Annotated in this window: 12 protein-coding genes; 7 read left to right on the top strand and 5 right to left on the bottom strand. The window is 72.9% G+C overall.

The window, feature by feature from the left end; translation table 11 throughout:
* Window positions 1-74 precede the first annotated feature (74 nt).
* The 5 genes from H9652_RS07795 to H9652_RS07815 all read left to right on the top strand — a co-directional run bounded on the left by H9652_RS07795 (window position 75) and on the right by H9652_RS07815 (window position 5,822).
* Window positions 75-842 carry an ATP-binding cassette domain-containing protein gene (locus H9652_RS07795; protein ID WP_138825348.1) on the top strand — a complete coding sequence of 256 codons (768 nt, stop codon included), beginning with the start codon at window positions 75-77 and terminating at the stop codon, window positions 840-842.
* A gap of 451 nt (window positions 843-1,293) precedes the next feature.
* Window positions 1,294-3,357: a glycosyltransferase family 2 protein gene (locus H9652_RS07800; RefSeq protein ID WP_191795749.1), complete on the top strand. Its 2,064-nt coding sequence runs from the start codon at window positions 1,294-1,296 to the stop codon at window positions 3,355-3,357.
* A complete protein-coding gene (locus H9652_RS07805; protein WP_191795750.1) occupies window positions 3,321-3,689 on the top strand; it encodes an STAS domain-containing protein in 369 nt (122 codons plus the stop codon). The genes H9652_RS07800 and H9652_RS07805 overlap by 37 nt, the downstream gene beginning before the upstream one ends.
* Window positions 3,689-4,909, top strand: coding sequence for a glycoside hydrolase family 26 protein (locus H9652_RS07810; RefSeq protein ID WP_225227912.1), 1,221 nt, complete (start codon window positions 3,689-3,691; stop codon window positions 4,907-4,909). The genes H9652_RS07805 and H9652_RS07810 overlap by 1 nt, the downstream gene beginning before the upstream one ends.
* Window position 4,910: 1 nt before the next feature.
* Window positions 4,911-5,822 carry a glycoside hydrolase family 16 protein gene (locus H9652_RS07815; RefSeq protein WP_191795751.1) on the top strand — a complete coding sequence of 304 codons (912 nt, stop codon included), beginning with the start codon at window positions 4,911-4,913 and terminating at the stop codon, window positions 5,820-5,822.
* A gap of 58 nt (window positions 5,823-5,880) precedes the next feature.
* Here the strand turns inward: H9652_RS07815 and H9652_RS07820 are convergent, their stop codons facing one another.
* From H9652_RS07820 to H9652_RS07835, 4 genes are all read right to left on the bottom strand, one after another.
* On the bottom strand, window positions 5,881-6,393 hold the full coding sequence (locus tag H9652_RS07820; RefSeq protein ID WP_191795752.1) for a GNAT family N-acetyltransferase: 513 nt from the start codon (window positions 6,391-6,393) through the stop codon (window positions 5,881-5,883).
* Between the two features lie 68 nt (window positions 6,394-6,461).
* Window positions 6,462-7,451 (bottom strand): carbohydrate ABC transporter permease, encoded by a 990-nt coding sequence (locus H9652_RS07825; RefSeq protein WP_318244037.1) that lies wholly within the window; start codon window positions 7,449-7,451, stop codon window positions 6,462-6,464.
* Complete coding sequence (locus tag H9652_RS07830) at window positions 7,448-8,419, bottom strand: carbohydrate ABC transporter permease (protein ID WP_191795753.1); 972 nt, start codon at window positions 8,417-8,419, stop codon at window positions 7,448-7,450. The genes H9652_RS07825 and H9652_RS07830 overlap by 4 nt, the downstream gene beginning before the upstream one ends.
* On the bottom strand, window positions 8,419-9,717 hold the full coding sequence (locus tag H9652_RS07835) for an extracellular solute-binding protein (protein WP_191795754.1): 1,299 nt from the start codon (window positions 9,715-9,717) through the stop codon (window positions 8,419-8,421). The genes H9652_RS07830 and H9652_RS07835 overlap by 1 nt, the downstream gene beginning before the upstream one ends.
* 342 nt (window positions 9,718-10,059) lie before the next feature.
* Between H9652_RS07835 and purU the strand changes: the two genes are divergently transcribed.
* Window positions 10,060-10,959 carry a formyltetrahydrofolate deformylase gene (gene purU, locus H9652_RS07840; RefSeq protein WP_191795755.1) on the top strand — a complete coding sequence of 300 codons (900 nt, stop codon included), beginning with the start codon at window positions 10,060-10,062 and terminating at the stop codon, window positions 10,957-10,959.
* Window positions 10,960-11,094: 135 nt separating this feature from the next.
* On the opposite strand, the gene pdxR is transcribed toward purU, so the two are convergent.
* A complete protein-coding gene (pdxR, locus tag H9652_RS07845) occupies window positions 11,095-12,732 on the bottom strand; it encodes a MocR-like pyridoxine biosynthesis transcription factor PdxR (RefSeq protein WP_191795756.1) in 1,638 nt (545 codons plus the stop codon).
* Between the two features lie 38 nt (window positions 12,733-12,770).
* Between pdxR and H9652_RS07850 the strand changes: the two genes are divergently transcribed.
* Window positions 12,771-13,796, top strand: a complete 1,026-nt coding sequence (locus H9652_RS07850) for an aldo/keto reductase (RefSeq protein ID WP_318244038.1) — start codon at window positions 12,771-12,773, stop codon at window positions 13,794-13,796.
* The last annotated feature ends 42 nt before the right edge of the window (window positions 13,797-13,838 follow it).

Genomic DNA, 13,838 nt, shown 5'->3' on the forward strand with positions numbered 1-13,838 from the left:
CGACCGTCTCGCCACGACGACGTGGCGGGCACGACGGCGCTCCAGGGCGCCCGAGCACGAACAGGTGACAGAACGTGAGCAGCTCCGCCCTCCCCGCCCTGTCGTTGCACGGCATCGACAAGTCCTTCGGCGCGGTCCGCGCGCTCGAGGGCATCGACCTCGAGGTGCACCGCGGCGAGGTCGTCGCGCTCGTCGGCGACAACGCCGCGGGCAAGTCGACGCTCGCCAAGGTCATCGCTGGCGTCCTCGTCCCGGACGCGGGCATCATCGAGTCCGACGGCGTCCCGGTCACCATCCCGAACCCGGCGGCCGCGCACGCGCTCGGGATCGCGACGGTCTTCCAGGACCTCGCGCTGTGCGACAACCTCGACGTCGTGTCCAACCTCTACCTCGGGCGCGAGCTGCGCCACGGCCCGCGGCTCGACGAGGCCGCGATGGAGGACAACGCGCGCCGGATCCTGCGCGACCTCACGTCCCGCATCCCCTCGGTCCGCACGCTCGTCTCCGACCTGTCGGGCGGGCAGCGGCAGAGCGTCGCGATCGCACGCACGCTCCTCGGCGACCCGCGCATCGTCGTCCTCGACGAGCCCACGGCCTCGCTGTCCGTGTCCCAGACCGCCGAGGTCCTGACCCACATCGAGCGTCTGCGCGACCTGGGGCACGCGGTCATCCTCATCAGCCACAACATGACCGACGTGCGCGCCGTCGCGGACCGGATCGAGGTCCTGCGCCACGGTCGCAACAACGGCTCGTTCTCCGGGCCCGGCACGAGCTACGAGGAGATCATCGCGGCGATCACGGGCGCCGTCGCCGCTCCACGCCGGGCGGCCCGCCTGGCCTGACGCAGGGTGCGACCTGCCGCGCCGGCGGCGCGCCGACGCACCGGCACCCCGACACGCCCACGGCCCCGGCAGGCCGCGCCCGCGAGGGAAGGCTCTGGTCCGCGAGCGCCCCGACGTGTCGGCGCGGTGAACAGGACGTGGGCCCGCGTGACCCAGCGTTACCGCCGGGTTGCCGGCCTGTGGAGATGTGAGCACAGACCGGACGAACCTCGCAGACCGCCGCCCCCACCGCTTCCGCTGCGAACTTCACCCGCTCTACATTCGAGGCACGACACCACCGGGGGTCCCGCTCGACCGGACCGCCCGTCGTCGTGACCGGCACGCAGGGGTGTCGCTGCCCGTCCCGACGTCATCGCCGCCGCCGCTCTCGAGCCGCCGCGCGCCGACCTTCTCGCCGCTCGACGTCCCGGTCCCGACTTGCCGTCTCTCGTCGTCCGACGGAGGAGAACGCATGGGTAGCAGCAGACTGGCCGCGGTACGGCTCCTGGCCGTGGTCGCGGTGGCTTTCGGCCTCGTGTACATCGGATGGCGCTGGACGGGGACCGTGGCGTGGGACGCCTGGTGGATCGCTGTCCCCCTGGTCCTGGCGGAGACGTACAGCCTGGGCGAGACCGTCCTGTACTCGCTGACCATGTGGAACGCGAGGCGCCGGTCCCCGGCTCCCCCGGCCCCCGAGGGCCTGAGCGTCGACGTGTTCGTCACGACGTACAACGAGCCCGTGGACCTGGTCCTGCGGACCGCGATCGCGGCGCGCGACATGACGTACCCGCACGCGACGTGGATCCTCGACGACGGCAACCGGCCCGAGCTCGAGGTCGCGGCGTCCCGCGTGGGCGTCGGGTACGTCACGCGCGGTCCCGAGTGGGAGGGGCGGCCCCGGTTCGCGAAGGCGGGCAACGTCAACAACGCGCTGTTCCGTACGAGCGGCGACCTCGTCGCGATCCTCGACGCCGACCAGGTCCCGGAACCGCGCTTCCTGGACCGGGTGCTGGGCTACTTCGAGGACGAGGAGGTCGCGTTCGTCCAGACGCCGCAGCACTTCTGGAACGTGCCGCCGAGCGACCCGCTGGGCACGCAGGCCGAGCTGTTCTACGGCCCGATCCAGCAGGGCAAGGACGGCTGGGGCGCGGCATTCTTCTGCGGGTCGAACGCGGTGCTGCGGCGCGAGGCGCTCATGGCGCTGGGGCTGACCCGGTTCTCGCGGGACGCGCGCGGCGCGATGCGCGCCGCGCTCCGGGCGGGCCGGTCGCGGCTCCAGGACCTCCTGAGCCAGCTCGCGGTGCGCGAGCCCGCGGCGATGCCCGTGGCCGAGCAGGCGCTGGCCGCGGTGCGCCGGGCCGAGGGGCAGTTCCGGCGCGGCGACGTGCTCGCCGAGATCACCTCGGAGCTGCGATCAGCCTTCACCTCGGCACTGGTCCAGGCGCCCGGGGCCGTACCGGCCGAGGCGTCCCCAGGGGCCCTGGTGTCCCAGGAGTCCCCGCCCCTGCCCGAGGACGTGGCGGGCGAGCTGCTCGCCGAGCTCGACGGGGTCCTCGAGCGGGTCGACGTGGCCCGCACGGACCAGGCCCTGACGATCAACCCGCTCGACACGACCACGATCACCGAGGACATGGCCACGGCGATGCACCTGCACGCGATGGGGTGGACGAGCGTCTACCACCACGAGGTGCTGGTGCACGGGCTCGCGCCCGAGGACGTCGGCACGGCGCTGTCGCAGCGCCTGCGCTGGGCCACGGGGTCGATGCAGGTCTTCTTCCGGGACAACCCGCTCCTGGTCCGCGGGCTCTCGCTCGCCCAGCGGCTCATGTACCTGGGCACCATGACGAGCTACCTGAGCGGGTTCGCGGCCCTGGTCTACCTCGCGGCCCCCGTGCTCTTCCTGACGCTCGGCGTCTTCCCGCTGCATGCGGACCCGGCGCTGTTCTTCCTGCACTTCCTGCCGTTCTTCGTCGCCTGCCAGCTCCTCTTCCAGGTCTCCGGCAAGGGCAGCCGCGGGCTGTGGCGCGGGCAGCAGATGTCGTTCGCGCTGTTCCCCACGTGGATCGCGGCCACGCTCTCGGGGGCCTCCGCGGTGTTCCTCGGCCGACACGTCGCGTTCTCGGTCACGTCCAAGACCAAGCAGGCGACGGGCACGGGCTACCGGCACGTGCTGCCGCAGGTCGTCGTGACCGTGGTCCTGCTCGTGGCCTCGGCGGTCGGGGTGGCCCGCATGCTCGCGGGCGAGGCCTCGGCGCCGGCCACGTTCCTGACCCTGGGCTGGGTCGCGGTCGACCTGGCCCTCCTGTCCGCCGCGCTGCGCGCTGCGCGGTACACGGGGCCCGGCGACACCGTCGTGGACCCCGTCCCCCCGTCCGTCGCACTCCTCGCGGCCCAGGCCGTGGGCGACGTGCTCGACGGCGACGACGCACTCCCGACCACGTTCGACCCGACGGAAGTCCCGCTCGACCTCACCGTCCGCCACGTCCCCAGGAGCTCGCCATGGCCACCTTCGTCACCGCACCCGACCTCACCCTGACCCACCCCGTCACGAGCATCGACCTCCCGTCCGGCGGGCGGCTCGACGCCGCCGCCGTCCTGTCCCTCCGTGAGCCCGTCTCGTCGGCCGTGGCCGACGGTCCGGTCCTCGTCCTGCTCGACGTCTCGGGGGTCGACGGCGTCTCGCCGTCGGGCGTCGCGGGTCTGCTCGACCTGCTGCGCGTGGCCCGGTCTCGCGGCGGGGACCTGCGGATCTTCGGCGCCTCGGCCGCGCTGCAGCACGCGTTCACGGCGCTGCGGCTCGACGCGGTCACCCGCATCTACGGCGGCCACGACGAGGCGCGGGGTCTCCTCGCGTCCCGGGCCTCCTGATGGCGTTCTACCTCCCGGGTTCGGGCGGCCGTCGCCGCCGGCCCGGCCTCGTGACGCCGCTCGTGGTCATGATGCTGGGGGTCGGCGCGGTGGGCGCGGGGTTCGCCGTGGCCGGTCCGCCCGCCACCCCGGAGGCTCCCGTGGCCGCGGCGTGCACCGCGGAGGCGGCGAGCATCGTGCCCGACGACGGCACGCTGCTCGGCGTCAACCTCGACTGGGCGTCGGAGACCCTCGAGGAGCACCGGACCTACCTCGACCACGCCCCGGCGGTCGCGGTCCAGTTCTCCGACGTCCCCTACGACCGCGAGACGTGGGAGCACACGGTCAGCGCGGTCACCCAGATGAAGGCCAACGGGGGCGTGCTGCTCCTGACGCTCGAACCGCACGCGGGCCTCGCGGCCATGTCCGACGAGGTGGTCGCGACGCTCGCCGACGACCTGCGGGACGTCAACGAGCAGGGGGTCGCGGTCGTGCTGCGGTTCGCGCACGAGATGAACGGGTCCTGGTACGCGTGGGGCCAGCAGCCGACGGCGTACGTCGAGACGTTCCGTCGGGTCGCGGCCGCGGTCCACGCCGAGGCGCCGGGCACGGCCATGATGTGGGCACCCAACTACGGCGGCGGGTACCCGTTCACGGGCGGCCAGTTCGCGGCGCTGCCGGGGTCCGCCGACTACGCGGCGCTCGACACCGACGGCGACGGCACGCTCACCATGACCGACGACAGCTACCTGCCCTACTTCCCGGGGGACGACGCCGTGGACTGGGTCGGGGTCTCGCTCTACCACTGGGGCAACCAGCGCCCGTGGGGCAACAACGAGGTCCCCGAGGACGGCAAGTTCCTCGCGATGCTCACGGGCACGTACGTGGGCACGGCCGGGGACGACGCCGCGGTGCCGGACTTCTACACGGTGTACGGCGTCGAGCACGACCATCCCGTGGCCGTCCCCGAGACCGCCGCGATCTACACGCCGTCGCGCGGCGGGGCCGCCGAGCTCGACATCAAGCGGGCCTGGTGGCGGCAGGTGTTCTCGTCCGAGACCCACGAACGGTTCCCGCAGCTCAAGATGGTCAACTGGTTCGAGTGGGACAAGTACGAGATCGAGATCGACGACGAGGTCGACTGGCGGGCCGCGGGCGCCGCCGACGTCCGCGACGCGTTCGTCACCGACCTCCCGTCGTGGCTGCGCTACGCCGAGGACGTCTCGACCTGCGAGGAGTGACATGCGATCGACCCTGCGCCGGGCCCCGCGTCGCACACCTCGCCCGGGCGTCCTCGTCGCCGCCGTGATCGTCGTGGTGGGCCTCGCCACCTTGGCGGCCGCCGCCGTCGGGCCGCCTGCGTCCGGGCCCGGGGCGCCCCACATGGGGCCCCCGCCCGGGCCGCTGACCTGGGCCGACGAGTTCGACGGCGCCGCCGGCGCCCCGCCCGACCCCTCGCGCTGGCGCCTCGAGACGGGCGGCAGCGGGTGGGGCAACGGCGAGCTGCAGTACTACACGGACAGCCCGAGCACCGCCTCGACCGACGGCGAGGGCCACCTCGTCGTCACGGCCCGCCGGGAGAACCCCGGCGACCTGTGGTGCCACTACGGGCGCTGCGAGTACACCTCCGCACGGCTCATCACCGCGGACCGCTTCACCCAGCAGTACGGGCGCTTCGAGGCACGCATCAAGGTCCCCGGCGGCCAGGGCACCTGGCCCGCGTTCTGGATGCTGGGCCAGGACATCTTCACCACCGAGCCGTGGCCTGCGAGCGGCGAGCTCGACGTCATGGAGAACGTCGGCCAGGAGCCCGGCACGGTGTGGGGCAGCCTGCACGGACCCGGGTACTCGGGGGCGGACGCGATCCACGCGTCGTACACGCTCCCCGGCGGGGAGGAGGTCGCCGACGACTTCCACACCTTCACGGTCGACTGGGCCCCGGACGCGATCACCTGGTACGTCGACGGCGTCGAGTACTCGCGCAGGACGCCCGCCGACACAGGCGGTGACCCGTGGGTCTTCGACGACCCGTTCTTCCTGCTCCTCAACCTCGCGGTCGGCGGCGACTGGCCCGGCCCGCCCGACGAGAGCACGCCGCTGCCCGCGCGCATGCTCGTCGACCACGTCCGGGCCTACGCGTGGGGCGAGCCGTAGACGCGAGCGAGGCGCGCCCCCCGCACGGGAGACGCGCCTCGCTCGCGGGCGGACGGGCTCAGCCCTGGGCGTCGCTCGCGTTGCGCGCCTCGGCCTCGCCCAGGATGCGGCGCAGGTACGTGTACGTGAGGTCGCCCGCAGCCTTGTCGTACTGCTCCTCGTAGCCGTGGCGCGTGTACAGCTCCAGGTTCTGCTTGGAGTCCTTGCCCGTGAAGACCCAGATCTCCGTGGTCTCCTCGGGCAGGTGCGGCAGGACCGCGAACAGCATCTGCGTGCCGATGCCGCGGCCCTGGAGGTCCGGGGCCACCGCGAGCCGGCCGAGCGTGGCCTTGCCGCCCTCGATCTCCACGCGCACGGACCCCACCAGGCGCGGACCCTGCCACGCGCCGAGCGTGATGACGCCCTTGGTCGCGAGGTCCGCCTTGAGCTCGGCGAGCGTCTGCGTGAGCGGCGGGATGTTCGGGTCCCCGTAGAGCTGCGCCTCGGTGACGAACGCTGCCCGGCGGAGCGTGAGGAGCTCCCCCGCGTGCTCGTCCGTGACGAGGTCCATGGTCATCGGCGTGTCGGTCATGGTCCCATCGTGTCAGAAACGGACCGCCTCGCGGTGCGCGTCCGCGGGTGGAATGGTGACCGTCTCACCTAGCCCTTCACCGCCCCCGCCAGCCCGGACACCAGGTGACGCTGCACGAGCACGAAGAAGATCAGCACGGGCACCGTCATGATGACCGAGCCCGCCATGATCGCGCCCCAGTCGTTCTGGTCGTCCTTGAAGAACGTGAGGATCGCGAGGGGCAGCGTCTGGTTCTCCTGCGCCGAGATGATGAACGTCTTGGCGAACAGGAAGTCGTTCCACGTCGAGATGAACGAGAACACGCTGACCGCGACCACGCCCGGGAACACGAGCGGGAACAGGATCGAGCGCACGAACCGGAAGCTCTTGGCCCCGTCGATCCGCGCGGCCTCCTCGAGCTCGACCGGGACGGCCGCGACGAAGCCGCGCAGCATCCAGATCGCGAACGGGATCGAGAACGCGAGGTGCACCAGCACGAGCGAGCCGAGCTGGTTGAGACCGATCGCGGGGACGCTCGCCCCCATGTTCCGGAACAGGAAGAACAGCGGGATCGTCAGGGCCTCGATGGGCACCATCTGCGCGATCAGCACGATCACGAGCAGCGTCGTACGACTGCGGAACCGGTAGCGCGTGAGCGCGACCGACGCGAGGAACGCGCAGATCGTCGAGAGGACCACCACCGCCAGGGCGACGACGAGAGAGTTGAGGAAGAACCGCCCGAAGTCGTTGACCGTCAGGACCCGCACGAACGAGTCGAGCGTGAGGTCCGTCGTGAACAGCGTCGCGTCGCCCGCGTCGATCGCGGCCTGGGGCCGCAGGGCCGACAGGACCATCCAGTACAGCGGGAACGCGACGACGAGCGCGACCAGCAACGCCACGGCGTTCGAGCCGGGGTTCTTCCATGCCCGACGGCGCCGCGCACCCGCCGCGCCCGTCCCGCCCCGCGCGGTGGTCACCTCGGCGTCCGGGGAGCCCGTGCCCCGCACGGCGGACGGTGAGGTGCCACGCCCGACGGACGCTCCGGCGTCGGGCATGCCGGCGGTGATGCTGGTGCTCACAGGACCTCCCCTGATCGGCGCAGCAGGCGCAGGTAGACGAGCGTGACCCCGAGCAGCAGGAGCGTCATGACGACGCCGATCGCCGACCCGAGCCCGTACAGGTTGGACGCGAACGCCTGCTGGTAGGAGTACACGTTGAGGACGAGGTTCTGCCCGCCGATCCCGCCGCCGTTCGTCATGACGTAGATCTGCGTGAACACCTTGAAGTCCCAGATGATCGACTGGATCGTCACGATGATGATGATCGGGCGCAGCATCGGGACCATGATCGAGCGCGCGATGCGCGGCATCGACGCCCCGTCGAGGCGAGCGGCCTCGAGCAGCTCGCTCGGGATCGCGAGGATGCCCGCGTAGACCGTGACCAGCACGAACGGGAACGAGCACCACACGACCTCGGCGCCCACGAGCGCGAACGCCGGCCACTTCTCGGCCGTCCACGAGTGCCCCGCGAAGCCCGACAGGCCGACGTTGACGAGCGTCTTGTTGACGAGCCCGAGCGTCGGGTCGAACAGGAAGAGCCAGACCGCGGAGCCCGTCATCGCGGGCGTGGCCCACGCGCCGAGCGCCGCGAGGAACAGGACCGAGCGCACCCACCGGCTGACCCGGGTCGCGAGGACCGCGAGCGCCGAGCCGAGCGCGAGGGTCGCGACGACGCAACCGGCCGCGAAGACCGTCGTGTTGAGCAGGACCGTCCAGAACTTCGCGTCCCCGAAGAGCTGGGCGTAGTTGCCGAGACCCAGGAACTCGAGGGGTGCCCCGCCCGTGACGTTGGCCTGGCGGTAGTCGTAGAACGACGTGACGACGAGCTGGTAGAGCGGGTACCCGAGCAGGCCGACGAGGATCGCGGCGGCGGGCAGCAGGTAGACCCACGGTTCGAGCCGGGAGGTCCCGGTCCGGGAGCGACGCGCGGGGCGCGGGGGGCGGGCGGACGTGCTGCCCGCCCCCGGTGCGGTGGTGAGCGAGGTCATCAGGGGGCCTCGGAGAACGCCTTGTCCATCGCGGCGGCCGCGGTCTCGGTGGCCTGCTCGACCGTGGCCTGCTTCGTCGCGACGGTCTGGAGCATGGTCTTGATGTCGCCCTGGGCGTCGATCTGGGTCCACGCCGGGGTCGAGGGGACGAACTCGGTGCCCGCCGCGAGGGTCTCGGTGAAGGGCTCGATCGCGGGCGTCGCCGCCGCGACCTTCTCCTGGACGTCGGTGAACGTGGGCAGGTTGCCCATCGCGTCGAACATCTTCTCCTGGTACTTCTTCCCGCCCAGGAGCGTCATGAAGTCGACCGCGAGGGACTTGCGCTCGGTGCTCTTGAAGACGCCGAGGTTGTTGCCGCCCGCGAACGCCGGGGCGATCTCGCCGGCCTTCTCGCCCGGGAGCGGGACGATCGCGTACGTGGCGCCCACGGCCGACTCGTCGACGGCCTTGCGGTTGAAGTCGCCGCCCACGACCATGCCCGCCGTGCCCGCGACGAACTGCTGGACGCTCGCGCTGCCGGTCCACTCGGCGCACAGGGCCGAGGGGCAGATGTCGTCGGCAAGGAGGTTCGTGTACGCCGTGACGCCCGCGCGGGACTCGGGCGTGGTGAGCGCCGAGGTGTACGCACCGTCGGGGCCCTGGGTCGCGAGCTCTCCCCCGCCCGCCCACAGGAACGGCATGGCCGCGTACTGGTACGCGCCGCCCGCCGCGATACCGACCATCTCGGGCTTGGCGGCCCGGATCGCGCGCGCCGCGGTCTCGATCTCGGCGAGCGTCGTGGGGACGGAGAGGCCCAGCTCGGAGAAGACGTCCGTGCGGTAGTAGAGCGCGCGGACCCCGATGAACCACGGGACCCCGTAGGTCGCACCGTCGATCTCGGTCGTGGCGGCGATCGAGGGGGTCAGGTCGCCCGACTCGTCCCAGGCCGCGACCTCCTTGGTCACGTCCGCGAGACCGCCCGCGGCGACGTAGGCCGCGATGTCGGTGTTGCCGAACTCGGCGACGTCGGGGGCCGAGGCCGGGTCGTTGAACGCGGCGTTGAAGCGCTCGGCACGGGTGTCGACGGGGATGTACTGGACGTCGACCTCGACACCGTCGTGCTCGGCCTCGAACTCGGCCACCGCCTCGTCGACCACCGCGGCCTTGGGGTCCTGGTTGACCTCGGCGAAGAGCCAGACGCGCAGCGTCCCCGTGCTCTCGTCGTTCTCGGCCTCGGTGATCGTGGACTGGGTGGGGGCGCAGGCCGTCAGGGCCAGCACGGCGGCGACGCCGAACGCCGCCAGGCGGGACTTCTTCATATCGACTCCGTCATCGACTCGGGGGCCGGCGTCGTCGGTGACGCCGGTTCCGGGAGGTTATGCACCCGTTCGCGGCGCGGTCCACGTCGTGGCACCCTCCGTTGCGCACTGCACAATGGAAGGCAACTTTGTTGCCAATTGACCGACGGCTCTGACCGGAAACGGGTGATGCGCGGCTTTCGTCCGTGGCGGGCGCGGCCTGGCCAGGTCGTGCCGCTGCGTGGGCCGGGCGCACGGGGCCAGATCCGGGACCCGGGTGAAAGCGGGGCACCGACCGGGACTCGGCCGGGCACGGCCCGGACGGAGCCGCTGGTCGCGCAGCGGCGCGGCTACCCTGGGACCGTGTCCAGCACCTCTCTCCCGAACGTTCCCGCCTCCGGCGCGCCCCACGCGTCCACGCCGACCCACTGGGTCCTCACGCTGTCCTGCCCGGACGGTCCGGGGATCGTGCACGCCGTCACGGGGACGCTCGCCGAGCACGGCGGCAACATCACCGAGTCGCAGCAGTTCGGCGACCCGCTGTCCGGGCTGTTCTTCATGCGCGTCCAGGTCGAGTCGACCGCGTCGCGCGACGAGCTCGAGAGCGCCCTGGCCCCCGTGATCGAGGCGTTCGACATGACATGGAACCTCGACGTGGTCGGGCGCCGCGTGCGCACGCTCGTCATGGTCTCCAAGGCCGCGCACTGCCTCGTCGACCTGCTCTACCGCGAGCGCTCGCAGGGCATGCCGATCGAGGTCGTGGGCGTCGTGGGCAACCACCGCGACCTCGAGGACATCGCCGCGTTCTACGGTAAGCCGTTCCACCACGTTCCTGTCACTCGCGACACCAAGGCCGCCGCCGAGGACCGCCTGCGCGACCTCGTGGCCGAGCTCGACGTCGAGCTCGTCGTCCTCGCGCGCTACATGCAGATCCTGTCGGACGACCTGTGCCGCGACCTGTCGGGCCAGGTCATCAACATCCACCACTCGTTCCTGCCCAGCTTCAAGGGCGCCCGCCCCTACGCGCAGGCGCACGACCGCGGCGTCAAGCTCATCGGCGCCACGTCGCACTACGTCACGGGCGACCTCGACGAGGGGCCGATCATCGAGCAGGACGTCGAGCGCGTCGACCACTCGCGCGCCGTCGAGGACCTGGTCGCGCTGGGTGAGGACGTCGAGCGCCGCACGCTCGCGCGGGCCGTGCGCTGGCACGCCGAGCACCGCGTGCTCCTCGACGGGCACCGGACGATCGTCTTCCGCTGACCGGCGCGCCGCCGCGGTACGCCGAGTGTGCAGCTCGGGCTGTCCGGGGCGGCGTCAGACGACCCGAGCTGCACGCTCGACGCAGTCGGCGCGCGCGGCCGGGCCCGCGACCCGCTCGCCCCCGCGCCGCCCGCCCTAGCGGGGCCGCCCCGCCACCTGCACCGCCGCCGCGAGCCGCACCACGGCCTCCTCGACACGCGCGTCCGCGAGGTTGCCGTACCCGACGACGAGCCGGTCCCTGCCGCCGTCGCGCCCGGCGGCCGTCGCCCGGTACCGCTCGATCGCCGCGACGTTGACCTCGCGCAGCGCCGCGTCGCGCACCACGTCCGTGGCCTCGACGCCGCCCGGCAGCTCGACGACGGCGTGCATGCCCGCGGCGATCCCCGTGACGACCGTCCCGGGCAGCGCCTTCCCGAGCGCCTCGACGAGCGCCTCGCGCCGCCGTCGGAACCGTCCCCGTGCCGCGCGCAGGTGCCGCTCGTACGCCCCCGACGTCACGAACCGCGCGAGCGCGAGCTGGTCGAGCGTCGACGGTCCGGCACCGCCCCGGTCGACCACGGTGTCCCGCCATCCCGGCGGCAGCACCGCCCACCCGAGCCCGAACGCCGGCGACAGCGTCTTGCTCAGCGACCCCAGCAGGACCACGCGGTCGGGCGCGAGTCCCTGCATCGCGGCCACGGGCCGACGGTCGTAGCGGAACTCGGCGTCGTAGTCGTCCTCGACGACCAGCCCGTCGACGTCGCGCGCCCAGCGCACGAGCGCCTCGCGCCGCACGGGTGAGAGGGCCGCGCCCGTGGGGAACTGGTGGGCGGGGGTCACGAGCACGGCGCGCGCACCGGTCCGGCCCGCCGCGGCGAGGAGCGCCTCGACGTCGATCCCGTCGCCGTCGACCGGGACCGGCACGGGCGTGAGCCCCGCGGCGGCGGCGGTCTCGCGCAGGCGCGACCAGCTCGGGTCCTCGACGAGCAGGGCCCGGTGCCCGGCCCGGTGGAGCGCCGCCGCGACGCGCCGCATGGCGTCGTCGGCGCCGTGCGTCACGACGACGTCGCCCCCGCCCGCACGCACGTGCCGGGCGCGGGCGAGGTAGTCCGCGAGCGCCGCCCGCGTCGCGGGATGGCCGGTGGGGTCGGGGGCCGCGAGGTCCGCGTCGGGCGCCTCGGCGAGGGCCTCTCGCAGCGCGCGGGCCCAGGCGGCCCGCGGTACGTGCCGCAGGTCGGGCACACCGGGCCCCAGGTCGTAGCGCGCCCGTGGGGCGGGCGGTCCTCCCGTGCCCGACGGCGTCGCGCGGGTCCCAGCACGGGTCGCCCGGGCATCGGTCCGGTCGCGCAGGCTGCCGGGGCCGCCTGCGAGGGGGTAGGGCTCGGCCTCCCCCCGCACGGCGGTGTCATTCCGCGGGTCGGCCCGTGGGTCGGCCCGTGGGTCGGTCCGGGCCGTGAGCGGCACCCGGGTCCCCGACCCTGTCCGGGACTCGAGGAACCCCTCGGCGACGAGCTGCCCGTAGGCCTCGGTCACGACCCAGCGCGAGACGCCCAGGGTGTCGGCGAGCACGCGGCTCGGGGGCAGGGCGGCACCGGGCGGGACGCGTCCGAGGTGGACGGCCTCGCGCACCGCGTCCTCGAGCCGCCTGTGGAGCGGCCCGGGCCCCGCGCCCAGGTCGAGGACCGTCTCCCAGGCGAGCGCCGCCGTCGGGCCCGGGCGGGGCGGACCGGACGCACGTGGCGGACGAGGGCTCGCCGCACGCCCACGCGACAAATTGGTCTGGTCTGGTGCCATGCCAATGGACCGTACACCCAGGCCGCTCGACTCCTAGCGTGGAGACCGTCAACCAGCAGCACTCTTCGCAGGAGACCACCATGCGCTACCGCACCCTCGGCGACGGCCGGACGTCGTTCGACGTCAGCACGTTGTGCCTCGGCACCATGAACATGGGCACGCTGACGGACGAGGAGACGTCGTTCGCAATCCTCGACCGCTACGTCGAGGCCGGAGGCACGTTCCTCGACACGGCCAACAACTACAGCTATTGGGCGGACGGCCACGGCCGCGACAGCGAGGACCTGATCAACCGCTGGCTCACGAGCCGCGGCGCGCGCGGGCACGTGCGCATCGCGACCAAGCTCGGCGCGGCCAAGAAGGACCCCGCCCTGCCCCTGTCCAACACTCCCCCGACCAACTTCCAGGGTCTGGGCGCGGAGACCGTCGCGTGGGAGGCGTACGAGAGCCTGCGGCACCTGGGCGTCGACCGGCTCGACGTCCTCTACGGGCACGTCGACGACCTCGACACGCCCCTCGCAGAGACCGTCGGGGCGTTCGGCAAGCTCCAGGCCGAGGGTGCCGTCGGGATCTCGGGAATCTCGAACGTCGCGCTGTGGCGCGTGGTCGAGGCGCGCGAGGAGGCGCTGCGGCAGGGGGTCGCACCCTACGGGCTGGTCCAGGAGCAGCTCAGCTACCTCTACCCGACTCCCGACCCCGACCGGCACAACTGGGCGTCGCCCGAGCTGCTCGACTACGCGCGCTCGACGGGCACCGACGATCGGCCACAGCTCGCCGTCACGGCCTACTCCCCGCTGCTGCAAGGTGCCATGGTGCGTGACGACAAGGAGCTGTGGGACGGCTACGGGCACCCGACGTCGCTCGAACGACGCCGCGTGCTGCACGACGTCGCGCGGCAGGTCGGCGCGACGCCGAACCAGGTCGCGCTCGCGTGGCTGCTCGGCGGGCCCGTGCCGGTGATCCCGGTGATCGGGCCGAGCAGCGTCGCGCAGCTCGACGAGCTGCTCGGGGCGGCGGACCTGGACCTCGACCCGGAGGTCCGGGCGCGGCTCGACGCGGCCTAGTCCCCGCACGCGCCGAGAGCGGAGCCCGTGCGAGACATGTCG

Source organism: Oerskovia rustica (assembly GCF_014836555.1).
GTDB classification, from domain to species: Bacteria; Actinomycetota; Actinomycetes; order Actinomycetales; family Cellulomonadaceae; genus Oerskovia; species Oerskovia rustica.